The sequence below is a fragment of the Aureitalea marina genome, from assembly GCF_002943755.1.
GTDB classification, from domain to species: Bacteria; Bacteroidota; Bacteroidia; order Flavobacteriales; family Flavobacteriaceae; genus Aureitalea; species Aureitalea marina.
Map to the genome: position 1 here is coordinate 2,436,905 of NZ_MQUB01000001.1, position 25,669 is coordinate 2,462,573.

Genomic DNA, 25,669 nt, shown 5'->3' on the forward strand with positions numbered 1-25,669 from the left:
TAATTAACTCCATTGTGAAAAAGAAACATCTCATTTTAGCCCTTAGTGTATTTCTGATCTTTGGGCTGAGTAATCATGTCCATTCCCAATCCGATAAAGACATCGACCAGGTTGCCGTCGATATACTTGACAAGATGAGCGATGTGATCGGGGAAATAGAATCTTGCGCCTTCCAGTTGGTCAAAGATGAAGACTTCATCAATGACGACGGTATGGTCGAACGAAGAAGGACCCATACCACTTCGTATTTTAAAGGGCCGGATCGATTTGCGATCAGGAGCAGGGGACATAAAGGAAACAAAGGCTATTGGTATAACGGGGAGACTTTAACGTACTATTCCTTTGACGAAAACAATTACGTTGTATTACCTACTCCCAATACCAGTATGGCGACAATAGACAGTCTGCACGTGACCTTTGGGATGCGATTTCCAGCAGCCGATCTGTTCTACCCTTCGTTCACAGATGATGTGATCGATGCTTTTGATCGGGTAAAATTTGCCGGAATGAAACAGGTTGATGGCAAAGACTACTTCCATGTAGTAGCAGAAAATCGTCAATTGATCTTCCAGTTATGGATAGGCAATGATGGCTTCTATATGCCACAGATGTATGCTTATACCATCAAAGGAGATCAGCCCAGATCGGTGTCGGCGACTTTTAAGGCATGGGAACTGGGAGTAGAACTCCCCAATCCTATGTTCGAGTTCACCCCTCCGGACGGGGCACGTTTAATCAGTATAATGGCCCAAGAATAACCCTCAAGTACGCAAATCATGAAAAAAGCAGCATCTAACATATTCAGTATAAGTTTCTTTATCCTTTTGCTGACCTTGATGGCCCCAGTAGAGATGGAGGCTCAACGATTTGGTCATGGCGCGTCTCGAGGAGGCGGAGGCCGGACTATGCGATCGACTCCTCGACCGTCAACCAGTAATAGATCAACCAGGCCATCGACCTCTCGTCCGTCCACATCCAACAGGAAATCCACCATTAACGGCGGGCATCAGCGAAACAATAATCGGAGCTATTCCAAACCCAGCACCTCTAATCGGACTACCAACAGGAATACGAACAACCGAGCAGGAGTAGAGAATAAAAAGACCGATCGTTCTAACAACAGAACATCCAACGTGAAGGACAGAAGTGGCAACAGAACCAACAACAGGAATGTTGACCGATCCAATACTCGAAATTCTAACAATAGAACCACCAACAGAAATTCGAACAACAGAAATGTAGATCGGAGTAATCGCAACATCAATATTGACAATAGCAGAAATGTGACGATCAATCAGCGAAATACTTATGTCAGAGCGGGTTATAGACCTTATGTTAGGCCACCCTATGTTTGGGGAGGATTCCGCTACTACTGCCATTATCCGTACTTCTACCACCCATACAGACCGTTCTACTGGGGTCCATATTATCATCCTTGGGGATACTTCGTGGCTACTATAGCGACAACTGCCATAATTGTAAGTATAGTCAATGACAGCAACGAAAAAGAGGAATACCACTACGACGAAGGCACCTACTACGTGAAGACTGAAGACGGATATGAAGTGGTGCAGGCCCCGGTTGGGGCAACGGTGGAAGAGATACCCAAATCGGCCGAAAAGGTCGAGATCAACGAGACCACCAATAATTATTATTACGGTGGTGCCTTCTACGAGAAGAACGCAGAAGGTTATACCGTTGTTCCGGCCACAGCCGGCACCATAGTTCCCGCTCTGCCTGAAGGTGGCGAGGAGGTGAAGATAGGAGATCAAACCTATGTAGTGTTTGGCGAGACCTATTATCAGCCCATACAGGTAGATGGAAAGGATATGTACGAGATCGTAGAGATCAAGGAAGAGTCCTGATCTGTTCGGACACGGAATAGCACATCTCGCTGAAACCTACTCTTGCGAGGCTATTAAAAGCTTATGAGCATCATTTATTATCGTTTGTGGATAGTACTGCTGTTAATGACCTTTTCTACTGTAAGGGGTCAAAATGACAGTATACAAGAGCTGGCACAAGATAGCCTCCTGGCTAAACAGGAGATTGCTACCGATAGCCTCTTGGAAGTAGCTCGTCAGAGCATGATAGCCGATAGCCTCGAACGGGCTCGCCTTTTGGAGCAGCTGGCGGAAGTACGGGCAAACGATCAAGCCGAAAAGGAACGTATCAAGGCCCAGATCGATTCGCTGCAAAAGGCCCAGCTGCGAAAAGTGGCTCGTATGCAACGGGAGGCAGATTCGTTAAGAGCGGTTACCAAAGGGGTGGCCGTGGTCATTTTTGGCGATACCATTTTCCAGATCTATTCCAAACTGGGTCCCAATACCCCTAGAGAACGAGCCAATGATATCGTTCAAGAGGTTGAGTTCCTGGTCAGTGAAGAACAGTTTGATCCTCAACAGATCAGGATAGTCGATAGCGACGATAACACAGATGTCTATCATCAGGAGGACATCTTATACACGGTAACCACCAAGGATGCCGTTTGGATGAACCAAGAACGAGCTTCCCTCGCAAAAGCATATACCGATAAACTTAAGTCCAGTTACATCGCCTATAAAGAGCGCACCAGCCTTCCCGCCCTACTGAAACGGATAGGTTGGTTGGTACTCACAATCCTGTTGTTCTTTTTTGGCATAAAATACCTCAACAAAGGGCTAAAGCGATTCAACTTTTGGATTGTTAAGCGGGCAGATAAATACATGAATGGTGTCCAGTTAAAGGACTATGAGTTCCTCTCCAAATCGCGTCAACGCCAACTGGTTCTTTGGGCTCTGAATCTGGGTAAATGGATCTTTATAGTGCTGCTGGTTTATCTTGCCCTGCCAATCATTTTTAGCATTTTCCCAGCCACAGAGGGCATCGCCAGAACCCTGATCAGTTATATACTGGATCCGCTATCCAGTTTTTGGAATGCGCTGATCGAGTTCATCCCAAACCTCATCACCATTGCGGTGATCATCTTTATCACCCATCACCTGATTCGATTCTTGAGATTCTTGTCTGAGGAAGTTAGATCGGGCAAACTGGAAATTCCAGGCTTTTATCCAGACTGGGCCAAACCGACCTTCAACTTGATACGGATATTGGTCAACCTGTTTGCCTTTATTGTCATATTCCCATACCTCCCAGGGAGTGATTCTCCGGTATTCCAGGGAATAAGTGTTTTCCTGGGCTTGTTGATATCCCTTGGTTCATCTTCGGCCATTGGCAATATTATTGCCGGATTGGTCATTACCTACATGCGTGCATTTAAGATCGGTGATCGGGTCAAAATAGGTGAAACGACGGGAGATGTGATTGAAAAATCACTTCTGGTTACCAGGGTGCGAACCATCAAGAACGAAGAAGTGACCATACCAAACTCCTTCATTCTGAACGGAAGTACAATCAATTATACAGCAGCGAGCCAAGAGCGAGGATTAATCCTAAATACGGCTATTACAATTGGTTACGACGTGCCCTGGCGTGATGTGCACAAACTGCTGATCAGTGCTGCTATAAAGACAGAACTGATCATGGAAGAGCCGGGCCCTTTTGTTTTTCAGACCGGACTAGATGATTTCTATGTGAGCTATCAGATCAATGCTTATACTCACCAACCGGAAAAGGCGGCGGCTATTTATTCGGAATTACACGCCAATATTCAGGACGCTTTCAACGAAGCAGGTGTCGAGATTCTGTCGCCACACTACCGGGCTGCAAGGGACGGAAATATACTGACAATCCCACCTGATTACATTCCACCTGATTACAAGGCCCCTTCCTTTCGTGTATCAAACACTAAAAAGGATCAATAAGATCCCTATTTACCTTTTGGTATAGTGCACTCCCCTTTGGGCAAGGTGATTCAAGAAATAATCAAAACAACCGGGATGACCTCCAATTAGTTCCGGTGGAAAAACCCCATGCTGATCAAAGTGACCGTCCAGTAACCAATTGGCAGCAGCAGTGGCGGTATAACCAGTAGTTCTGGACATAGAAGATATCCCAGTCTCAGGATCGTACTCATCGTGTAAGTCGTAAATAACCTCAGTGGCTTTGCCGTCTTTATCGGTTCCCTTTAAACTAACTCGCATAACTGTGATCTCAGGTTCGTCTTCTCCTAATTTCCACTCATTAAAGAGTATCTTACTGGTAAAGTCCAGGGGGGTGACCTCCTGTCCATTGACCTGCACCGGATCCTCATTGAAGAATCCACTCTCCTTTAACACCCGAACATACTCGACATGACCAGGATATCGCAAGGTCTTCTCCTTCATGTTGGGAATATGATCCATGGTAAAAATCAAGGACCTTAAGCCATCGGAATTAAAGGATTCCAAGGTTCCAACTCCATCAAACTCTACGTATTCGCAATCTGTCAAGGCTTCTCGGACGATCATCTGACCATTTTCCACATAACGAGCCGGCCTGGTATACTCTTCGATCACATCGACTGGTGAAAAAGGGGCCTTGTAAGCGAAAGGCCATTTCTTGACCTTGGGCAATCCTCCCACCAGGCATTCAAAATCTGTTATGGTCATTTGCTCATTGTAATGACCCAAGATAATGTTGTCCATCCCAGGTGCCACACCACAATCGACAATGGCCGTCACCCCATGCTCCTTAGCCAACTGATCCAGATCCAATGAATTCTCTGGGAAAAAGGCGATATCGACTACATTTTTACCGGATTGAATGATCGTCTTCAAAGTCTCAAAACCCAGGAAACCAGGAACTGCACTAACAACCAAATCGGCAGTCTCAATGCATTTGACCAGATCATCCTTGTGAGTTACATCCAGGACCTCGGTGTTGAGTTGGGGCTGTCTTTGCTTCAATTTCTCAAGGACGTCGGAGCTTCTATCCGTTACCGTTACATGATGTTTTTGGGCCAGGTCTATGGCCATGGCAGAACCTACCATGCCGGCACCCAATACGACTATATTGTGCATACTATTTACAATTTAAAAGTGACTGATTAACTTACGATCAAAGACAATGACTACAATCCGGGGATTCGGATCCAAGGCATCAACGGAAGTGATTTGATATAAAACTTAGCCATTTCAGAGATTGGTGGTCTAATTTATTAAATTGTTGTTCTCTAAGCTAAAGTTCGACCTGATTTAATCTGTCAAGATGATAAAAATTCCATCTTTCCTTTTGGTGATATTGCTTTTGATCCCTGCTACAGGTTGGGCGCAACACGGCTTTGAAAACACCAAGGTTTTTGATAAGTCCAAGGCCTCGCCTAAAGCAACTTTGACAGATATCGATTGGATCGCAGGACATTGGCGGGGAGAAGCTTTTGGCGGCATTACAGAAGAGATCTGGTCTCCTCCTTTGGGGAACTCCATGATGTGTAGTTTTAAGCTAGTGATGGATGGTGAGGTTCAGTTCTATGAAATTGTTACAATTAGTGAGGTAGAAGAGACCCTGGTACTAAAACTAAAACACTTTCATGGGGACCTGAAAGGATGGGAGGAGAAGGATGAAACCGTCAATTTCAAACTGGTCGAAATTCAGGAAAACCACGTCTATTTTGACGAATTTACCTTCGAAAGGATATCCGATGATGAAATGATCATCTATGTGGTAGCCGATATAGATGGCCACAAGGATGAGATCGCGTTTCCCTACAAACGCTTTCAATAAAGAAATAACTTAATCATTATGTTCAGAACTTATCGCGCAGTATTGGTCCTATTCATTGCCAGCTTTACCATGCAGGCTCAAATGACCGATGTATACGTGTCTGCCCACCCTGACGACTGGCAGCTATTTATGAATCCAAATGCCTATCACAGTTTAAAGAAAGACCAACATAAGGTGATCTTCCTGCATACCACTGCCGGAGATGCGGGTGCAGGAACAGGAGAGAACAATTATTACCTGGCGCGAGAAGAAGGCAGTCTTAGAGCCATTAGGTTGATGGTCAACACCCTGGTGGGGAGCAATACCTTGGGAACTGAGCTCAACGAGACGTCAGTCTCCTATTACGGGCACCCCATTAAGCGAATGGAATACGGTAATGCGGTCATCTACTTTCTGAGGCTACCAGATGGCAACTACTACGGGCCCGGGTATCCTGTCCACGACAATAAAAGTTTGCAAAAACTGCTCAAAGGAGAGATCTCCAATATTCAAACCGTCGACCAAAGCACGAGCTATAAAGATTTCCGGGACCTGTCTATGACCATCACGGAATTGCTTCAAAAAGAAAGATCTGTCGGAGATACCTTGCGCCTCAACATAGCCGAGACCGATACCCTGGTCAACCCAGGTGATCACTCCGATCATCGTTACTCATCATACCTTATGCAAGGATTGGCCAAAGATGCAGGGGTTCAGTTTATCCGTTTTTACATTGAATATCACACCAATACCCTGCCCATGAATGTTTTCCCTGAGGATTACCTGATCTCTGCCGGAGTTTGGGGAGCAACAGCATCTGGGCTTTCGGACATGGAGCACAACAGCACTTGGGACTCTGTTCATAATTCGTGGATCGGCAGGCAATACTTCCGCGAAGAGGAACTTTCGCCTGAGTGATTAAACCTAATGGGAAAATACCCAGCAAATTTGTAACTTATTGATCGTTAAATACTTGATTATGAAACGTTGGATTAGTCTTTTTGCAATTTTAATGATGATTTTCGGCTGTGAAGGCAACAATTCGGAGTACGATCAGCCGGATGACAACAACCCGCCGGACAATGACCTTCCCAGTACCTTGGTCTTGAATATCACAGAGATGGAAGAGGATACCTTATTGATAGAATGGAACCGCCCAGCGGAGTTGGACGGGGCAGTTCAATACAAGCTTATGGGTGGTTGGATCGAGCTTCACCAATTCTCCAGCAAACAGGATGTTATCACATTAAGGGTAAGTCCAATTCCCGAACTGGGAGAGATTACCGTGGAGGCCTGGCAGGGAGACTCCCGAATGATATTACACCCAGGACCGGACGCTATTAGTCCTAACGAATGAGCAAAATAATTGTTCAAGGAATAGCCTACGACGCCAAGTCTTCCTTCCTGAAAGGGCCGGCAAAAGGACCGGCAGGTATACGACAGGCATTGGGATCCGGATCCATGAACCTCTGCGCAGAAGATGGGACCAACCTTGAAAGTCTCGATATTACTGATCTGGGGGATTTTCACTTATCAGACTATCACCAAATCTTGGAAACAAGCCGCGAAAACCTGGCAAAAGGAGAGAAACTCTTTAGTCTGGGAGGAGACCATTCGGTCACTTATCCCATAGTAAAGGCTCATTTTGAAGCAGGTCTAAAGTTTGACCTTTTACACATTGATGCCCATACCGATCTGTACGAGGATTACGAGGGTGATCGATTTTCACATGCGTGTCCAATGGCCAGGATCATGGAAGAAGGTTTAGTGGGTCGCATGGTACAGGTAGGCATCAGAACCCTGAGCCCCCATCAGCAAAAGCAGGCAGCTCGATTCGGAGTAGAGATTCATGAAATGCGGCATAAATACGATTGGCCGGAACTAAAATTTGACCGTCCAATCTATATCACCTTGGATATGGATGCCCTCGATCCCGCTTTCGCTCCTGGGGTTTCCCATCATGAACCTGGCGGATTTAGTACTAGAGAACTCATTCGGTTGATCCAAAATCTGGATGTAGAATTAGTTGGTTGTGACTTGGTGGAATACAATCCAGAACGAGATATTGATCAGCGTACGGCCTATTTAGGCGCTAAGCTGTTTAAGGAATTGATGGCCAAGTTGGTCAAGTAGATTCATGAATCTATTGCCTGCGAACCATTTCCAAATTAATGACATCTTTCACAACCACTTTCATCAGCTTTCCGTTATCGTAGTGGTAGGACCCTTTACTTTTATCCAACAAATACACCCCCGGTGAATCGGATTCCTCACTTACGGAGGGAGTCTTCATGTTGGATTCTGAAAAAGTAGATTTAACGCCTTTTGGTTCTTTGAAGAAAAAAAGAGAGGAACTATAGGTGATCTCATCCCCGAGATCCACAGAATTCTTGCCATTCTTAGACCCTACCATTTTACCTCCTGTATCCTGCACTTTTACCCATTTATCCAATTTGTCATTGAGGTAAAGTTCGTAGTCACTTTCGTGTAGGACCCCATCAATGTATTCTACCTGAAGATCATAATGGCATTTCTTTATGGTCAAGATCCTTTAGGTGATATCAGTCTGTACTCTATAGGTCACGGAGTTTCCATTGACTCGTTTGGAGGCTGTCAAATCCCCGATGTCCTCTCCTTTGTGGAATATATCAATTATGTTCTTGTGCTGGCCCTCTTGTGCAATAAGCGAAGCAGACAGAAGTACCAGTGGCAGTAATAAAGAGAGTCGCATCAGATCTGAATATTAAGAATTCGAATGGAAAATAGGAATTTCTAACATCAATTGACCTAAGGATTTAATTCTTATTTCGATAGAAGCACCCAATGATCAATATGTATACTCACAATATTGTCGTAATTTTAAGTATAATCTACTCTCGTAAATATGAAACCACATTATTTGGCCTTAGCACTTCTCGTGCTAGTTGGCTGTAAAAACCAGGAGGCCGATCAAGCTGAACCGGCCATGGAGGAATCCACCGAAACAACAAATTCAACCACAGACAAAGGGTATCCCACTGAGGTCTACTTCGGAGACACCCACCTGCACACCGAGCTTTCTATGGATGCCGGTGCCTTTGGAAACCGTTTGTCCGTAGACGATGCCTATCGCTTTGCCAAAGGAGAGGAAGTGACCTCCTCCTCTGGCGTTACGGCTAAACTTTCAAAACCCTTAGATTTCCTGGTGGTCGCTGACCATTCTGACGGTATGGGATTATTCCAGGCATTGATGAACAACGAAGAATGGGTGATGGAATTTGAACAAGGCAGAAAATGGGCCGATCTGATAGATGAAGGCAAAGGTGCAGAAGCTGCTGTAGATTTGATCAAGAATTTTTCTCAGGGGACCATGGAAATGAATCCCAACACCCCAGAACTCATGGAGTCTGTTTGGAAGATTACTATAGATGGGGCCGAAAAGCATAATCAACCAGGTAAATTTACCGCCTTCATCGGCTATGAGTGGACTTCCCTAATAGCCGGGAACAACTTGCACCGTGTTGTTATTTATAGGGACAACGGAGAAAAGACTATTGGTCATTTACCTTATATAGCGGATGTAGGTGGAAGTCCGGATCCAGAAAAACTTTGGGAGAACCTGCAGAGTTATGAGGACAAGACCGGAGGCCAGGTCTTGGCAATTCCACACAATGGAAACCTGAGTAACGGGATCATGTTTGCCCGTACAACAGTAGACGGAGACCCATTTGACTTGGACTATGTGCAACGACGTCAACGATGGGAACCCATATATGAGATCACCCAGATCAAAGGAGATGGGGAGGCTCACCCCTTCCTTTCGCCCAATGATGAATTTGCAGATTTCGAGAACTGGGATTTCGGAAACCTGGATCTATCTGCCGTGAAGACCAATGAAATGCTGGAAGGCGAATACGCCCGATCTGCGCTAAAAATGGGACTTCAGTTTAAAGGATCTTTAGGTGTTAACCCATACAAAATGGGCTTTATCGGTAGTACTGATGCCCATACTTCTTTGGCTACCGCAGATGATCCCAATTTCTTTGGAAAGGCGGCCAATGTAGAGCCCTACAAAGAAAGATGGGAACACCCGTTTATCGAATCTGAATTGGCCAGTATAATAACCTGGCAAACGGTCGCCTCCGGTTACGCGGCGGTCTGGGCACAAGAAAATACCAGGGAATCTCTTTTCGACGCCATGATGCGTAGAGAAACTTACGGTACTACCGGTTCCCGTATGAAGATCCGTTTCTTTGGAGGCTGGGACTTTACTGATGCTGATCTGGAAGGAGATTGGGTGGCCAATGGTTACGAGCGAGGTGTGCCCATGGGAGGCGATCTGAAGAATGGAGTAGACAAAACTCCTTCATTTATTGTTCACACCCTTATGGATCCCGATTACGGGAGCCTGGATCGGATTCAGATCGTAAAAGGCTGGCTCAATGCCGATGGAACTACAGGTGAAAAAGTGTACGACGTTGTTTGGAGTGGCGATCGTCAGATGGATGCCAACGGAAAGGTTCCTTTAGTAGCCAACACGGTCAATGTTAAAGATGCAACCTGGGACAACTCTTCCGGAGCCCCAGAATTGAGCACTGTATGGACAGACCCTGATTTTGATCCTTCACAGGAGGCTTTTTACTATGTTCGCGTGCTGGAGATCCCTACCCCCAGATGGACACTTTACGACAAAGTCAACCTAGGAGCTGAGATGCCGGATAATGTCCCAATGACCATGACCCAGCGGGGGTATACTTCGCCCATCTGGTATTCGCCCATGTAAAGAACAGATAGTCAATGAAAAGACTTTTACAGGAGCCGCTACTCCACTTCGCCCTGATTGGAGTAGCGCTCTTTTTACTTTATTGGATCGTTAGTCCCGAGCAAGAATCCGAAAATCAAATACTGATTGACGATTCTGATATAAACGAGATCGTTTCCAAATTCGAATTGCAATGGAACCGGCCTCCGAATGCTCAGGAATTGAGCGGATTGATGGGTGAAATGATCCAGCAGGAAGTGTTCTATCAGGAAGGGCTTCGGCTGAACCTGGATCACAATGACGAGATCATCAAAAGAAGACTATCCCAGAAAATGCAGTTTCTCTCCAACGATCTCGCGGACATGGTCCAGCCATCCGAGGACGAACTGCAGTTACATTTGGACAACAATTCAGAGAAGTTTCAGACCCCGGCTTTTTACAGTTTCTACCAGATCTATTTTAGTCTAGACTCCGGTGAAGACCCTAAGGAACGAGCACGATTTGTCCTGGATGCCAGCAATGGCAAGAGTTTTTCCGAGATGCGGACCGAGGGTGATCCGATAGCTTTAAAATATTATTACGAGAAGATCACGGACTTCAATCTCAGGAGACAACTAGGAACCGAATTCCTGATCAGCATGCAACAATTGCAAACCGGAAGCTGGGTTGGACCTATCAGTTCCGGTTACGGTTACCATTTAGTTTACCTGGAAGATGTTGTAGCTCCCAAAACCCCTCCACTTGACGAGGTGAGAGAAGAAGTCTTGGCCGATCTGAATTATGTCCGCCAGGGCGAACTGAAAGCTTCCATATTCAAAGAATTATTGAGTCAGTATGAGCTTGTTTTCGACTTCCAGGCTGAAGAACTCTCTGGTGTGGAAGAGATCATTAGAAATGATCTACAGGAATGAAAAGAGCGCTGCTGGTCGGTTTATTCCTTTTCTTCGGTCTAGTTGGGCATGCCCATGAGATCCGACCCGCCTATTTACAGATCGTACAAATAGAGCAGAATACTTACCAGGCCTATTGGAAGATCCCCAGTATGGGGGAAGCAGCTCCCAAACTTCGTCTGGTTTTTACCGGCAACCCAAAGGTTACGCCTTTGCAAGCGCCACAATCACTAAACAACTCTATCATATTTCGTTACCAACTTGAATTCCCTGATGATCTGCGAGGACAAAACCTCTATATAGAAGGGCTTTCCAATACCTTGATAGATGCCTTAGTACGGGTGGAATACCTCAACGAAGAAACCGTGGTATTTATGCTGCAACCGGATAATGATCAAATAATCATTCCCGGTGAATCCAGCAGTTGGGAGGTAATCAAGACCTACACCATTTTGGGTGTAGAACATATCTTATTTGGAATAGATCACTTGCTATTTGTTCTAGCCCTGATCATCATAACGGTGGGGTTTAAAAAGATAGTGAAGACCATAACGGCCTTCACCTTGGCGCATAGTATCACGCTGAGCATGGCGGTTCTGGGATATGCCAATCTGCCAGGCCCTCCTGTAGAAACTGTGATCGCACTAAGCATTGTATTCCTGGCCTTGGAGATTATCAAGAATATTAATGGGGAGGCTACCTTGACCAGCCGAAAGCCTTGGTTAGTGGCTTTCACTTTTGGACTGCTACATGGCTTTGGTTTTGCGGGAGCCTTGATGGATATCGGATTACCTCAATCTGATATTCCATTGGCGCTGGCCTTTTTCAACATAGGTGTGGAATTGGGGCAGATCGCCTTTGTCCTAGTGGTACTCGGTTTGATCTATCTACTCAAAAAATTCAAGGGTTGGAGTCCGGCCATGCAAAAAGTTCCGGCTTACTTAATTGGAGGGGTGGCAGCCTACTGGGTGATCGATCGTGTGCTTGGCTTTTGGGCCTAACTTATTGCCTTATTGAGCTCGTTTTTTTAGCTTTACTAGTCCGACCTTCGGCCTGGCATTCTACCGCCAATAAAAATCATCGTCATGATAATCGCTACACAAAATTTAAAACGAGCAGCCCTTCTTGTAGTGTTAGTGGCCTTCACTGCCTGTCAGCAAGAGGAATCTAACGAGCAGCTTACAACCGTCAGTTCACCGGACGGGAATAATACCATTGTGTTTAGCCTATCGAAAACCGGGCAACCCACTTATTCTGTAAATCACGGGGATCAAGAAGTGATCCTGCCCTCCACCCTGGGGTTCCAGTTTTTGGACCAGGCTGAACTTAAGGGGAGTTTCGAGATTGTGGAAACAAATATCAAGGACCGCTCCGAGACCTGGGAAATGCCTTGGGGAGAGCAGCGAGAAGTGATCAATAACTACAACCGCTTAAAGATTCAGCTTCGAGAAACCTCTCCGCCTAATCGGCTATTGAATATCGCCTTCCGGGCTTATGATGATGGAATCGCTTTTCGCTATGAATTCCCGGAGCAGGATGGGCTAAATGAAGTTGAAATTGAGGAAGAGCAAACAGAATTTCGCCTGACTGGTGATCATAAAAGCTGGTGGATCCCCGGTGATTGGGACATCTATGAACACGTTTACAATACGACTTCTTTCACAGATATCGATGCGATCTCCAAAAGAGATCACCCCAATCTCGCTGCGACTTACATACCGCACAATGCTGTAAATACCCCGGTAACCATGCGCACCGACACCGGACTTCACCTGAGCTTTCACGAAGCAAATTTGACCGATTACGCAGGTATGACCCTGGGAGTGAATGCGGACCAGATGAGTATGACCAGTATTTTGGTAGGTTCAGAAAATACCGAATACAAAGTAAAGCGAACCACGCCATTCAAAACACCTTGGAGAACCATACAAATTGCCGAAGAAGCTAAGGACTTGATTGCTTCAAACCTCATCGTAAACTTGAATGAACCCAACAAACTGGGAGATGTCAGTTGGTTTAAACCCATGAAATACGTTGGTATTTGGTGGGAAATGCACCTGGATAAATCCAGATGGGACTACGGCATGACCCGGGAAGGCGATGGCCCTTGGGAGGATACGGGGCAAGCACACGGCCGTCATGGTGCTACCACAGAAAATGCAAAGCGCTACATCGATTTTGCAGCAGCCAATAATATGTCCGGCCTCTTGGTAGAAGGATGGAATACCGGTTGGGAACGATGGATTGGTTTTGAGGACCGGGAAGGCGTTTTTGATTTCCTCACGCCATATCCCGATTACGATATACAAGAAGTCGCTCGTTACGGAAATGAAAAAGGAGTCGAACTGATCATGCACCACGAAACCTCTGCCGCAACCGGAACATATGATAAACAGATTGAGGCCGCTTATCAGCTCATGCAGCAGTTAGGTAGTCATTCTGTGAAAACAGGATATGTAGGTAAGATCATCCCCAAGGGAGAGTATCATCACAATCAGTACATGGTTAACCACTACAGACGGGCCTTGGAGATCGCTGCAAAGTACCAAGTGGCCATTAATGCGCACGAGCCAATAAAGGCTACCGGATTGAGAAGGACCTACCCCAACGCCATCTCCAGGGAAGGACTACGCGGGCAGGAATTCAACGCCTGGGCCAGCGATGGCGGTAACCCTCCGGAGCACTTGCCAATTGTTGCATTCACCCGAATGTTGGCTGGGCCAATCGATTTCACTCCCGGGGTATTTGATATAGACCTGCCCACCAAACCCAACAATCAGATCAACACCACTTTGGCTCAACAGCTGGCCCTGTACGTTGTGATCTATAGCCCAATACAAATGGCCTGTGATCTGCCTGAGAATTATGAAGGGCAGCCTGGATTGCAGTTTATACAGGATGTGGGGGTAGATTGGGAACAGTCTGTTGTTCTGAACGGAGAAGTAGGCGAGTTCGTCACCATTGCCAGAGAAGAGCGTGAAAGTGGCAACTGGTTCCTGGGAAGTATCACCAATGAGCAAGCGCGAGAAATTAGTGTAAGCTTCGACTTCCTGCCACAAGGTGTAAGCTATACCGCCAGGGTCTATCGAGATGCCCAAAACGCGCATTACGCAGATAACCCAACGGCCTTAACCATAGAGGAGATCGAAATTGACCGGGAGTCTTCCATGAATTTTGATCTGGCAGCAGGCGGTGGTCTTGCGATCAGTCTGTTGATCAACAATTAATCCGTCCTAAGAAAAGTGAAATTTCTAGAGCAAACAGCTTATTTCAAATATGGCCCAAATGAGTTCTCTAAAGGGTCTTTTCAATCCTTAGAGGAAATCTCCCTGATTCATCCCAATGAAGTGGTCTGGCTGAATACTATTGGACTGGAACACCAAGTTGAGATGCGGCATTTGATCGAGCGGCATAAATTGGAGCCTTTTCTCATAAAACTGCTCAAGGATGAAGATCAATCCAACAAGGTCATACCCATGCAGGATTTGTTGTTCCTCTCCATCAATGTGCTGCAAGCAGATCGCATGGACTTGGAAACCGAACAGATGTTCTTTATCGTATCTCCCGATTTTGTCTGGACCATTCAGGAAGTAGCTGACGATCATTTTCACTGGATCAGGGACCGCATTGAAGATAATTCGGGTATAATTCGACAAAAAAAGGGCGATTATTTACTCTTTCTGTTGTTGGAATCCATCATTAGTAATTATCAGAGTACGTTCGATCGAATCTACTCGGATCCAAAATTTGAAAATCTTAGCCATAAAGAGGTGGGTAAGCCGGCATTTACGGCAGAACTGGAGGAGCGAAAGCAGCAACTCTTTAAAGTAAAGAAAGCTGTGAGTAGTCTGCGAGACACCCTGCTTAAATGTGAAAATGCCACCTTGACCTCACTGAGTATCTCCTACTTTAGTGAATTAAAAGAACAGTCCATCAACTTGATGAATGATATCGATTTTGAACTGTACAAGATGGACAGTACGACCAATTTGATCTTTAGTGTTCAAGGTCATCGACTGAACGAAATCATGAAAACACTCACCATCTTTTCGGTGATCTTTATTCCGCTCACCTTTATGGCTGGGATATACGGAATGAACTTTGAAAACATGCCAGAACTCAGTTGGCGCAATGGCTATTTCTTTCTTTTGGGCGTGATGCTACTGGTTGGATGTGTCTCTGTCTGGATTATGAAACGAAACAAATGGTTCTAAATGAACAATAAGAATCGTCCTAAGGTTAGGCCCGAACTGGAAACTGCAGACATACTGATCGAAATGATCGGGTTGATGGGTTTACTTGTGCTCATTGGTCTACCGCTGTACTATTATCCGGAACTTCCGGACCAGGTACCTCATCACTACGGAGCAGATGGTGTCCCGGATCGATGGGGAGGTAAAGGAATCGTTTGGACCTTACCGGCCATTGGGGCCTTCTTATACGCTGGGCTTTGGTACCTGAATCGATTCCCGCATATTTTTAATTACATGGTCGAAATCACCCAGCAGAACGCCATAGCACAGTACCGATTGGCCACCCGATTGATAAGGAGCCTGAATGCCTTTACAGCCTGGCTGTTTGCCTATATCAATTATGCCATTGTTCAAGGTGGTTTAAAGGGTAGCTTTGATCTCGGAATGTGGTTTCTTCCGACCTTGATTGGAGGTATGTTATTGTTGATAGTTGTATTTATGTATCGTGCGACAAAAGCTTAAATATTTAATCTTTCTTGCGTTCATTGCTTGTGCCTATGATGTTCAATATGACGTCTCTGGGGCCTACTATGACTGGACCGTGACCAAGCAACCGGAGCACCCGTGGATGCTGGATTACAACAAGACGTTGGTCACCAAGTTCTTTATGTGCAGCAGGGACGGAAAGGGAGATTTTGATACCGTTTATCTCGATTTTGAAGGCGCTTTGGACGTGATCCGCAAATTGGACAACATCACCTTAGGTATCCCCAAAGTTGTCTACCTGGTGGGCTGGCAATACAACGGTCATGACTCCAAATACCCCTCTTGGGCGGAAGTTAACAACGCCCTGAAACGGCCCCAAGACATTACGGCACTGCAGAGTCTGCGATGGTTAATCGGAGAAGCCAGATCCTACAACACCACCGTTAGCCTTCACCTGAACATGATCGATGCCTTTCAGGACAGTCCGTTATGGTCTACTTATCTGGAAGAGGATGTCATAGCCAAGGATAGCCTTGGTAATCCCATACCAGGAGAGGTGTTTTGGGATATGCAGTCCTACCAGATCAGTTACACCATGGAATGGGAGCTTGGGCTGGCCCAACAAAGAATTGACTGTCTCCTGGAAATGATCCCGGAGTTGAAAGAAGGTGGAACCATTCACATTGATGCATTCCATTCCATGAGGCCGAGTGGGGTCGGAGAACCGATCAGTCCATATACTGGTATCACCATGGAAGAAGAGATTGCCACTCAACGCAAGATTTTCCGGTATTGGCGAGAAAAAGGCCTGGATGTAACCTGTGAAGCGGGCATGTATTGGCTAAGGAAAGATCCCTTCCTGGGCCTGCAGGCGGCTTCCTGGCACAACACATCCTCCAATTTTGAAAAAGAAGATTGGCTCGGTAAGCCTGAGTATTTTGACGGGCTTCCGATAGCTTTATCTGCATACACCCCTATGCAATGCGAACCTGAAGTGATGAAGGACCCGATCACTCTGACTGGTCTAAAAGAGCAGGTTGCCACCAGGTTGGTCCCTTGGTATCTCTCACGTAATCCAGGATTGCAACAAAATTCCGAGTACGTTGTCACAGACTCTTTGGTAATTGCCCCTATTGGGTGGAACAAATCACAGATGATCATTTATGCACCAAATGGCCTGAATCAAAAACTGGATATGACTCAAACCGCAGTGGCCGGAGCAAACAAACTCTTGTTCTCAGAAATTACCTTGGACGGTCTTCGCGAACTAGACACCCTTCAAATAGAAGAAGGTCTTCTACAGTTACAGCTGCCAGAAGGAGTGCTTGGCACCTTGAGCTTGATCGATTAGATCGATAACCTGGCTAATTCGCATTATCTTTAATACTACCAATCAACTAAACCACATCTATGATACGCCTAGGTAAAATTGAAGGCACTAACATCTACGAATTCGTGATCGACGGGAAGCTGGATGAAGCCACTATTAATGAATTTTACGAACTGATCAAAAAAACCGCAGATGAAGGTAACAAGATTCTCCTGCTCGGGGTTATTGAGAGCTGGCCTGGTTTCGCCACTTTCAAAACCTTCACCACAACCATGAAACTGAAGGCTAAAAGCATAGGGCACATTGCCAAATACGCCATTATGTCCAACAAAGGATGGCTGGAGAGTGTAATGCCTGTGAGTGATTTTCTCACTCCGGGTATGCCGGTCAAACACTTCAAGATGGACATGCGGGACGCAGCCATAGAATGGCTGCAAGCCGTGGAGGTGAATCCTGAGAACCCGGAAGACTACTTCTCCAAGATGAAGATCGAACGTATTGAGAATACCAATATCTACCGATTTGTAATTGATGACGAGATCGATGAGGCCGGAATAAGTGCATTCTTTCAAATTTTGAAGAACCATCCCAAGCCTGACAAGTTCAGGGCCCTTGGAATTGTAAAAGGTTTTCCTTCTTTCGAGAGTTTCAAAACCCTGGTGGACGGGCTGCGTCTGGATTTTGCCATGATGGGGAGAATAGATCGCTATGCCGTGGTGACCAACAAGAATTGGGCCCAGTACTCCATCAAGGTTGCGGACCTGATCACACCGGGCTTGGAAATGAAGCTATTCGAAGCGGATAAAGAGGATGAGGCCTTAAATTGGCTGATGGAAGCATGAATTCCGACTACCCGGCAATAAGGCAATTGGCGGAATTACAAAAAGCGCTGAAACCTAAGATCACTGCCGTGGAGGGTCAATACCTTCAAAAGGAGTATTACCCCCTGGTGCATTTCGAGCTGAGGGGCACCACATTTCCCATTTATGTGGACGATGAATATACAGATCTGGAGTTGGGAAATCGATTGCTGAATTTATGCCTGGTGTTGCGAGCTTTGGAGAATTACTTGGATGCAGAGGACTATCTGGTTTGGTGTACCCAACACGGATTGGACTTCGGTGATTCCGCTGCCCGGGAATATCATATGGGACTCGGAACGATGGTTCGAGAAATAAGGAAATGGATAGACCCCATAGATAGCTTTATATCCGATTTCGATTTTGAACTGAATGCAGGCGCTGCCCAATACTTAAGGCGAACAACTTGAACATCCATATTATGAAAAATCTATTCTTACTACTGTTGATCTCTACCCAATTGGCTATCTCTCAAGCTGATCAGATCACCTTTAACCATGTGGCCCTTGGAGTAAGTGACCTGGAGTCTTCAACCTCATTCTACACTGAGATATTGGGTATCCAAAGAATCGGGGATCCAACCAACAATGAAACGATTCGTTGGTTTGCCCTTGGAGAAGGTAAGGAACTGCACTTAGTTGCAACTCCGGCAGAATTTGTTCGGCCTCCACGCCAAACTCACTTCGCGATCTCTTCCGCCAACTTTGACATATTTGTCCGTAAACTTCGCCAAAAGGACGTCCCCTTCGTCGATTGGGAAGGAAAACCGAATTCAGTCTACTTACGTCCAGATGGAGTCAGGCAGATCTATTTGCAAGATCCGGATGGTTACTGGATCGAGGTCAATAGCTTTACCAAAGAGTAGTTTCTTCTAAGGCCAAGCTGTAACAAGGAAGCTTTTGATCCATCTTTTGGATAAAGCTTCTTATGCTAAAACAATTACTTCTACTTTTTTTATTTGGACCATTGCTTTTGGTTGGATGCAAGGAACAAACTTCCTCAGGCTCCATAACTGAAGCTGCTGTCGAGGTTCAGGCTCAAAGTGTATTCACCTCAGACATCGATAACTTCTGGCAAGCCTATGATAGCATTCAAACTACAGACAATTTTAGCCGTAAACTGGAACTGATCAATCAGCACTATTTGGATAAGGCGTCCCCCGGTTTGCAATCCTTTGCCGAATCCCGAAACTATACAGACACGGTTTACGTTCGATTATTGGAAAAGTTTCCCAAATTTTGGGCTTCCATACGGGGAAACACCCTCCGATCCAAAGAAAAGGCAAAGGATATCGATCTGGCGATTGCTAGATTAAAGGTACTATACCCCGAGCTGAAGGAAGCACAGATATACTTCACCATAGGGGGATTGAACTCCGGAGGCACTACTGACGGATTACTCTCTTTGATAGGATGTGAGATCGCAGCCGCAGACGAATCAGTAGATACGTCTGAGTTTACAGAGGGTTGGTATGCTTTCCTGGCCGATCTTTTCAAGACCCAATCCTTGGAGAACATGGTTTACATCAATGTCCATGAGTATGTGCACACCCAACAAACTGAAAACGATCCCTATGTATTGGCTCATAGCCTAAAGGAAGGCAGTTGCGATTTCATTGCAGAATTAGTCTTGGAGGAGCCCCTCTCTGCGCCCTATATCTCATATGGGCTGGAAAATGAAGAAGTGATCAAGAAAAAATTCCGGGACGACCTCTTTAAAGAGGACAGTTCGGATTGGTTATACAACAGTGGTGACACAGAAAGTGTGGGAGACTTAGGCTACTTTATGGGTTACGCTATCTGCAAGGCCTATTACGAACGTTCCAGGGATAAAAAACTGGCCGTAAAGGAGATCATCGAGCTCAATTACCTGGATTCCATTGCCGTAGTTGATTTCCTCAATCGATCAGGATACTACAAGGACTATGTCCGCTCCCCCGCTTTATGGAATCCCTGGGGAACCCAGCTATTTTAAAGCATCTATTTTCCTATATTGGGGTGACCTTACCTTTCCCACAATCCCGATTCGCCTTTATGAGATACAAGGAATTCAATGCTTCCAAGGTCCTTGAAGATTGTATTAGTCTATTCTGGAAAAATGGTTACTCGTCCTGTTCCATTAATCGGATAGTCGATCGTTACTTTGGCAACATGCGCGCCTCCTACCTACAAGTACTGAGGCATGCCGTAGAAAAAGGTGAGATCAAACACCCGAAAAAACTAGATGAATATGCAGATTTCCTGGTGGGTATCATTTTTGGAATTTCAGTCTTATACAAAGTCAAAAGCAGGGATGAACTTCAGGCCTACATAGACGATCAATTATCCATGATCGTCTGATTTCTGAACGGTATTTTTTTTCGGTCCTCATTGGCCTTTAGGTTTATATGGTAATCATAAAACAACTTAAAACGATATCGCCATGGGTAATGTTTCTGTCACAAAATCAATCAATGTATCCGCTCAATCAGCATGGGAAGAGCTTTCCAGTTTCAAAGGAATCGAGAATTATTCGCCAATCGCAAAATCGGTCACCACGGGTGAAGGAACCGGTGCAACCCGCGTTTGCACCATGCCAGATGGAGCAGAGATCGATGAGATTCTAAACAAGGTGGATAATGACAATATGCACTTCCAATATGCCATTAATAGTGAGCCTTTCCCGGTTACCGGATATGTAAGTGATGTTAAGGTCAAACCGACGGGAGATAATAGCTGCGAGATCACCTGGGCTTGCACTTATAACTCCGCCGAGGAAGTGGAAGCCAATATGAATGGTCTTTTTGGCGGCTTTTACAATCTGATCATTGATGGCCTGGAAGGTCATTTGAATTAAAGCTGATCTCAGCAAAGAACAGAAGCCGCCCTTGGGTGGCTTTTTTGTTGCACAAAAGCACTTATTAAAAACGCCGAATTTTTTTTATAACTTTGAGTAAATCAGTTGTCTGAAAATGAACTTTCTCAACTGATCTTCTTGCCGAATATGAAGAGTGATTGCCCCGAGTTTCTTGGACTAGAAGTCCAAACCTGTCATCGAAATTCAAAACTAAATACAATCACTTATGAAAAAACTAATCGCTGAATTTATCGGAACCCTTTGGTTGGTTCTTGGAGGATGTGGAAGTGCCATGCTCGCTGCTGGTGTTCCTGAACTCGGAATTGGATTTGTAGGGGTTTCCCTGGCCTTCGGTCTTACAGTGGTCACTATGGCTTATGCCATTGGCCATATCTCCGGATGTCATTTGAACCCCGCCGTCTCTATCGGATTGTGGATGGGAGGGCGCTTCGATGCCAAGGATCTGATCCCTTACATAGTCGCACAAGTATTGGGAGGAATAGCAGGTGCCGGAATCCTATATATGATCGTAACCGGGAAAGCCGGGCAGGAGATCGGTTCCTTTGCTGCCAATGGATATGGTGAACACTCTCCTGAGGGCTACGGCATGTCGGCGGCATTGATCACGGAGGTGGTCATGACCTTTGCCTTCTTATTCGTTATACTTGGCGCAACTCACTCCAAAGCACCCAAGGGATTTGGAGGGCTGGCAATCGGGCTTTGTCTTACCCTGATCCACCTGATCAGTATTCCAGTGACCAACACCTCGGTAAACCCTGCTCGATCTACCAGCCAGGCTCTTTTCGTAGGGGATTGGGCCCTGAGCCAATTGTGGCTATTCTGGTTGGCTCCCATAATCGGTGCTATTCTTGCCGGTGTAATCTATAAATACCTATCTCCGGAAAAAGCAGAATAACTCCCTACATATATTTTGTAATTTGGCCGTCAATACTACTGTAATGACGGCCTTATTATTAATAGATATCCAGGAAGGTTTAGACGATCACCCGTACTATGGTGGTCAGCGCAATAACCCCAACGCAGAAGATAAGGCGGCTGCACTACTTGCACACTTTCGGAAGAAAGGACTACCGGTGTATCATGTCCAGCACAGCTCTAATAATCCTGATTCGCCACTCCATCCTTCAAAGCCTGGTTTTGCCATTAAGTCCCTGGTAAGGCCTGAGGAGGGCGAACCTCATTATGTCAAACACGAGAATAGTGCTTTTGTGGGCACATCCTTGGAAAGCGATCTTAAAAAAGCAGGGATCAACAAACTGGTCATTTGTGGGCTAACTACAGAACATTGTGTATCTACCTCTACCAGGATGGCCGCTAATTTAGGTTTTACTGTAAGCCTAGCAGCGGATGCTACAGCAGCTTTTGCCAAGAAAAATGGGACGACAAACTACCCGGCGCAAATGGTTCATGATATTGTGCTGGCCTGCCTGAGGGACGAATTTGCCACAGTACTGGAAACCGATAAGATCCTCGCCACTCTTTAAACCTTACTGGTCGTCGGCTTTGAGTATCAATAGGGGTTTAGTGGTGAAGAATTCCTTTTTCATCACCCGGTTCTTTTCCCATAGTTTTTGGAAGAACCCTCTCTGACGTCTAAGGACACATAGTAAATCCGGATTATTGGACTGGAAATGCTCAAGGACTCCTTGGAATATAGTAGCATTGTTGGTTTCCGTGAAGGAATCTCCCATAGTTAGCCAATTGGGATCCGTTGATTCTTGGGCAGTATCTGGTGTATGGACCTGTAACAGATTGAGACGGGCATTGAATAATTTCGCAAGCTCCAATACCGGCGATAAAGCCTCTTCACGCTCACAGTATCCCCCCTTAAAGGCGAGTAAAATGGTCTCAAATTTTCGGAATAGATAATCTCCCGGTATGATCATAACAGGTGTCATGGTTTGCTTGACGATCTTACCGGTTATACTCCCTAAATAGACTTCATCGTCCATTTCAATACTTTGAGGCGAAAGCAGGATCAAATCGATCTCCAGCAGTTTGATCAGCCGTTCTATTCCTTCAAATGAATCTCCTTTGACTGGCCGGGCCACCACCTCGACATTTTGGGTATCTACCTGATTCAGGACTTCATTTAGCTGAGCCTCGCTATCTTCAATGATCAGTTGGTTGACCTTGGTCAAACCTGCAACTTTCGAAAACTCCTTGTATAGGTTTATCAAATAAACAGTGGCCCCATTCATCGAGGCCAAGCCCACGGCAAACTTTAAATTTGTCACCGCATGTGCCGTATTGCTCACGGGAACCAAAATATTCTTGATCATTGGTGTATATTTAGCTGCAACGTAAAATTAGCTTTAAAATATGATTCGTTGGGCTAATTCGGCCGAAATTCCCAAAATACTTCAGATTACAAAGGCCTGCGCTCATTCAATGATTGAGAGAGGAATCCTACAATGGAATGAATCCTATCCCAATCAGGAGCAATTTGCTGAAGATATTCGACGAAATGAACTTTATGTTTATATCTATAATGAAGAGGTGATCGGTTGTATCGTGATCACTTCTTTGAAGGATTCCGAATACGAACCCATTCAATGGCTTACTTCGGAATTGGAGCACTATTACATTCATCGGTTAGCTGTCCATCCGGATCACCAAGGCAAAGGGTATGCGCGCAAACTGATGGACTTCGCCGAGCGGAAGGGCCGTGAAGATGGGGTGGCAAGTATACGGTTGGACACCTTCAGTAAGAATCCTAGAAACCAACATTTCTACAAGCAAAGAGGCTATTTAAAAGTAGGTCATATCTTTCTCCCAAATCAGAGTGAATATCCATTTTATTGCTTCGAACTGCCTTTGATCAACGAACCAGGGAAAAGTAGCCCGTAAAAACCCTGTTATCTGAGGTTTCTGCCTTATACCAATAGCCATCTGAAGGTAATGGGTTACCATTGTAGAGGCCATCCCAACCCTGCTCACCCGGTCTGACCTGGCCAAGCAATTTTCCAAATCTGTCGAAGATGGAGATTACCGTTAGCGGAAGGGCCTCCCCCTGTCTTGGAGCTATATACTGCCAAAAATCATTGATCCCGTCTCCATTGGGAGAGAAATATGGCGGAAATCCTCCTGGCGGAAAGGCTAGGTTAAATGGCCTGGATGCTATGCCACAACCATTGATATCCCGAACATAGACTACATAAGCCCCCTCAGGCAAATTAAGGAATTCGTTTCTGGGTTGATAGGGCCCGTTCTCGTCCAATGAGTATTCATAAACCCCTTCTCCTGTAACCAAAACACTCACATCGAAATCGTCCTCTCCAGGTGTGATTTTTACCCGTTGAATAGTTGCTATGGAGGACTGTTCCACTTCGAATACCTGCTCGGCCACACATTCGATCTCAAAATCTTCCTGGATCAGGGTGTTATAGGCTTCATATCGATAAAGACCTGTACTGGAAATATTGACCGTAGGTTCGCTCGAAATTATGATCTCGGTACCATCCTCCTGGATCTTGTACCATCGGAAACCGTCGGCAGTATCCTGAGTTGTGATCTGTGCAGGAATCTGGCCGGAACAGATTCCGACGCTATCTGGGAAATCGATCTCCGGTTTCAGATCGACCAGTTCTCCAGTTTCCTGATCGAAGAAAGGGCCGCATCCCAATATGGTTGAAAACGACTCTTGTATACATCCCTGTGCTTCACCTGCATCGTTAAAGGGGATGATCTCAACGAAATAGGTTCGATTGGGCTCAAAATTGATCACAAAGGTGGAAGTTTCGGTGAAGATGCCTCCATCCAGCACATCATTTTCAAATGGCGAACTACCAATATTGACAATATAACCTGTAGCCCCGGGAACAGCCTCCCACTCCAGGAAAGGGGTTAGGGGCACGTTGATCGCTCCGTCCGGAGGGGTTATCAACCGGGTACAGCCCGGAGGTTGACCTAACTCCCCGGTCAGAAAACTAAATTCCTGACAATTCTGAGCTCGTCCAATCTCATTGTAAGGCTCTATCAATACAAATATCTCCGCAGATGGAGGGAAATCTGCAGGAGGATTGTAAGTCAGTGTATTGCCCACATCGAGTTGATCGACTATATCTCCACTTCCAGGGGCAGTTCCTATTGTGATCAAATATCCCGTGGCCCGTGGTGCATAACTCCATTGGATGAAAGTTCCCACATTGACATTAGTCTGTCCGTCCAAAGGGGTGGTCATCACGCTACAATCCGGTAATGTGGTCACTTGGGCAGTTGTAAACGATTGTGAGGGACACACTATATCCGGTTGGTCAAAAAGAAAGAGGGTTATGGTGACAAAGATCTGAGTGGATTCAGGTAGTCCCAGCGGTGGCAGAAAAGTAGTGTCTATACCAACTGCTTGTTCATTGACGATCTCACCACCTCCTGGGGTCGTCCCCAATGAGATGATATAACCGGTTACCCCTACGACCTCCTCCCAACTAATTGCGGTATCCACGGGAACGTTGTTCTGCCCATTCAAAGGTGAGGTCAGATCAGGACACTCCTGCCCAAAGACCCAATAGCCCAGAATCAAAAAGAGAAAAGGTAGTTTCCTTTTCATAGCACGTAAACTCCTTCAGATTAGGTAATAACGTTAGAAACAATCCATTTGTTTCACCCGCCTGTAAACCATAAATATAGGCAATTATACCACCGATGTCAGGCCTTGGCACAGCAATAAAGCTGACAGTAAATATGTATTT

28 protein-coding genes are annotated in these 25,669 nt (G+C 45.6%); 23 read left to right on the forward strand and 5 right to left on the reverse strand.

From position 1 onward, the window contains the following. The first annotated feature begins 14 nt into the window (after positions 1 to 14). The 3 genes from BST85_RS11135 (at position 15) to BST85_RS11145 (ending at position 3,803) form a co-directional block, all read left to right on the forward strand. Positions 15 to 758: a DUF2092 domain-containing protein gene (locus BST85_RS11135; protein WP_181040010.1), complete on the forward strand. Its 744-nt coding sequence runs from the start codon at positions 15 to 17 to the stop codon at positions 756 to 758. An 18-nt stretch (positions 759 to 776) separates the two neighbouring features. Further along, complete coding sequence (locus BST85_RS11140) at positions 777 to 1,865, forward strand: DUF6515 family protein (RefSeq protein WP_104813313.1); 1,089 nt, start codon at positions 777 to 779, stop codon at positions 1,863 to 1,865. A gap of 63 nt (positions 1,866 to 1,928) precedes the next feature. Then, complete coding sequence (locus BST85_RS11145) at positions 1,929 to 3,803, forward strand: mechanosensitive ion channel domain-containing protein (RefSeq protein WP_104813314.1); 1,875 nt, start codon at positions 1,929 to 1,931, stop codon at positions 3,801 to 3,803. 9 nt (positions 3,804 to 3,812) lie between these two features. Here BST85_RS11145 and BST85_RS11150 read toward each other — a convergent pair whose 3' ends face one another. Next, complete coding sequence (locus tag BST85_RS11150) at positions 3,813 to 4,940, reverse strand: saccharopine dehydrogenase family protein (protein WP_104813315.1); 1,128 nt, start codon at positions 4,938 to 4,940, stop codon at positions 3,813 to 3,815. A 187-nt stretch (positions 4,941 to 5,127) separates the two neighbouring features. Between BST85_RS11150 and BST85_RS11155 the strand changes: the two genes are divergently transcribed. From BST85_RS11155 to speB, 4 genes are all read left to right on the forward strand, one after another. Continuing rightward, positions 5,128 to 5,643 (forward strand): DUF6265 family protein, encoded by a 516-nt coding sequence (locus BST85_RS11155; protein WP_219842121.1) that lies wholly within the window; start codon positions 5,128 to 5,130, stop codon positions 5,641 to 5,643. An 18-nt stretch (positions 5,644 to 5,661) separates the two neighbouring features. Then, entirely contained in the window at positions 5,662 to 6,540 is an 879-nt protein-coding gene (locus BST85_RS11160) for a PIG-L family deacetylase (protein ID WP_104813316.1), read from the forward strand. 61 nt (positions 6,541 to 6,601) lie between these two features. Next, positions 6,602 to 6,979 (forward strand): hypothetical protein, encoded by a 378-nt coding sequence (locus BST85_RS11165; protein ID WP_104813317.1) that lies wholly within the window; start codon positions 6,602 to 6,604, stop codon positions 6,977 to 6,979. Next, positions 6,976 to 7,755, forward strand: a complete 780-nt coding sequence (speB, locus tag BST85_RS11170; protein ID WP_104813318.1) for an agmatinase — start codon at positions 6,976 to 6,978, stop codon at positions 7,753 to 7,755. Before BST85_RS11165 ends, speB begins: the two co-directional genes overlap by 4 nt. A 10-nt stretch (positions 7,756 to 7,765) precedes the next feature. On the opposite strand, the gene BST85_RS11175 is transcribed toward speB, so the two are convergent. Continuing rightward, entirely contained in the window at positions 7,766 to 8,167 is a 402-nt protein-coding gene (locus tag BST85_RS11175) for a DUF6134 family protein (protein ID WP_104813319.1), read from the reverse strand. A 6-nt stretch (positions 8,168 to 8,173) separates the two neighbouring features. After that, positions 8,174 to 8,353: a hypothetical protein gene (locus tag BST85_RS11180; RefSeq protein WP_104813320.1), complete on the reverse strand. Its 180-nt coding sequence runs from the start codon at positions 8,351 to 8,353 to the stop codon at positions 8,174 to 8,176. Between the two features lie 153 nt (positions 8,354 to 8,506). Here BST85_RS11180 and BST85_RS11185 point away from each other — a divergent pair, with 153 nt between their 5' ends. The 15 genes from BST85_RS11185 to BST85_RS11255 all read left to right on the forward strand — a co-directional run bounded on the left by BST85_RS11185 (position 8,507) and on the right by BST85_RS11255 (position 22,462). Then, positions 8,507 to 10,384, forward strand: coding sequence for a DUF3604 domain-containing protein (locus BST85_RS11185; RefSeq protein WP_104813321.1), 1,878 nt, complete (start codon positions 8,507 to 8,509; stop codon positions 10,382 to 10,384). Between the two features lie 14 nt (positions 10,385 to 10,398). After that, on the forward strand, positions 10,399 to 11,274 hold the full coding sequence (locus BST85_RS11190; protein ID WP_104813322.1) for a peptidyl-prolyl cis-trans isomerase: 876 nt from the start codon (positions 10,399 to 10,401) through the stop codon (positions 11,272 to 11,274). Continuing rightward, on the forward strand, positions 11,271 to 12,254 hold the full coding sequence (locus BST85_RS11195; protein WP_104813323.1) for a HupE/UreJ family protein: 984 nt from the start codon (positions 11,271 to 11,273) through the stop codon (positions 12,252 to 12,254). The genes BST85_RS11190 and BST85_RS11195 overlap by 4 nt, the downstream gene beginning before the upstream one ends. An 84-nt stretch (positions 12,255 to 12,338) precedes the next feature. Further along, positions 12,339 to 14,480, forward strand: a complete 2,142-nt coding sequence (locus BST85_RS11200) for a glycoside hydrolase family 97 protein (protein WP_104813324.1) — start codon at positions 12,339 to 12,341, stop codon at positions 14,478 to 14,480. Between the two features lie 15 nt (positions 14,481 to 14,495). After that, positions 14,496 to 15,467: a CorA family divalent cation transporter gene (locus BST85_RS11205; protein ID WP_104813325.1), complete on the forward strand. Its 972-nt coding sequence runs from the start codon at positions 14,496 to 14,498 to the stop codon at positions 15,465 to 15,467. After that, positions 15,468 to 15,968, forward strand: coding sequence for a DUF1648 domain-containing protein (locus BST85_RS11210; RefSeq protein WP_104813326.1), 501 nt, complete (start codon positions 15,468 to 15,470; stop codon positions 15,966 to 15,968). It begins immediately after the preceding gene. Continuing rightward, entirely contained in the window at positions 15,952 to 17,283 is a 1,332-nt protein-coding gene (locus tag BST85_RS11215) for an endo-alpha-N-acetylgalactosaminidase family protein (RefSeq protein WP_104813327.1), read from the forward strand. The genes BST85_RS11210 and BST85_RS11215 overlap by 17 nt, the downstream gene beginning before the upstream one ends. 59 nt (positions 17,284 to 17,342) lie before the next feature. Beyond that, positions 17,343 to 18,104, forward strand: a complete 762-nt coding sequence (locus BST85_RS11220) for a SpoIIAA family protein (protein ID WP_104813328.1) — start codon at positions 17,343 to 17,345, stop codon at positions 18,102 to 18,104. After that, positions 18,101 to 18,532: a hypothetical protein gene (locus BST85_RS11225; RefSeq protein ID WP_104813329.1), complete on the forward strand. Its 432-nt coding sequence runs from the start codon at positions 18,101 to 18,103 to the stop codon at positions 18,530 to 18,532. The genes BST85_RS11220 and BST85_RS11225 overlap by 4 nt, the downstream gene beginning before the upstream one ends. A gap of 11 nt (positions 18,533 to 18,543) precedes the next feature. Continuing rightward, positions 18,544 to 18,987 carry a VOC family protein gene (locus tag BST85_RS11230; RefSeq protein WP_104813330.1) on the forward strand — a complete coding sequence of 148 codons (444 nt, stop codon included), beginning with the start codon at positions 18,544 to 18,546 and terminating at the stop codon, positions 18,985 to 18,987. A gap of 62 nt (positions 18,988 to 19,049) precedes the next feature. Next, entirely contained in the window at positions 19,050 to 20,096 is a 1,047-nt protein-coding gene (locus tag BST85_RS11235) for a gliding motility protein GldB-related protein (RefSeq protein WP_104813331.1), read from the forward strand. 59 nt (positions 20,097 to 20,155) lie between these two features. After that, positions 20,156 to 20,461, forward strand: coding sequence for a hypothetical protein (locus BST85_RS11240; RefSeq protein ID WP_146090709.1), 306 nt, complete (start codon positions 20,156 to 20,158; stop codon positions 20,459 to 20,461). 82 nt (positions 20,462 to 20,543) lie between these two features. Further along, on the forward strand, positions 20,544 to 20,957 hold the full coding sequence (locus BST85_RS11245) for an SRPBCC family protein (protein WP_104813333.1): 414 nt from the start codon (positions 20,544 to 20,546) through the stop codon (positions 20,955 to 20,957). Positions 20,958 to 21,183: 226 nt separating this feature from the next. Next, complete coding sequence (gene aqpZ, locus BST85_RS11250) at positions 21,184 to 21,873, forward strand: aquaporin Z (protein ID WP_104813334.1); 690 nt, start codon at positions 21,184 to 21,186, stop codon at positions 21,871 to 21,873. 43 nt (positions 21,874 to 21,916) lie between these two features. After that, positions 21,917 to 22,462: a cysteine hydrolase family protein gene (locus BST85_RS11255; protein ID WP_104813335.1), complete on the forward strand. Its 546-nt coding sequence runs from the start codon at positions 21,917 to 21,919 to the stop codon at positions 22,460 to 22,462. A gap of 3 nt (positions 22,463 to 22,465) precedes the next feature. Here the strand turns inward: BST85_RS11255 and BST85_RS11260 are convergent, their stop codons facing one another. After that, entirely contained in the window at positions 22,466 to 23,260 is a 795-nt protein-coding gene (locus BST85_RS11260; RefSeq protein ID WP_104813336.1) for a universal stress protein, read from the reverse strand. 40 nt (positions 23,261 to 23,300) lie between these two features. Here BST85_RS11260 and BST85_RS11265 point away from each other — a divergent pair, with 40 nt between their 5' ends. Further along, on the forward strand, positions 23,301 to 23,828 hold the full coding sequence (locus tag BST85_RS11265; RefSeq protein WP_104813337.1) for a GNAT family N-acetyltransferase: 528 nt from the start codon (positions 23,301 to 23,303) through the stop codon (positions 23,826 to 23,828). Here the strand turns inward: BST85_RS11265 and BST85_RS11270 are convergent. Further along, complete coding sequence (locus BST85_RS11270; RefSeq protein ID WP_104813338.1) at positions 23,800 to 25,527, reverse strand: T9SS type B sorting domain-containing protein; 1,728 nt, start codon at positions 25,525 to 25,527, stop codon at positions 23,800 to 23,802. The two genes, BST85_RS11265 and BST85_RS11270, sit on opposite strands and share 29 nt — an antisense overlap. Positions 25,528 to 25,669: the final 142 nt, after the last annotated feature.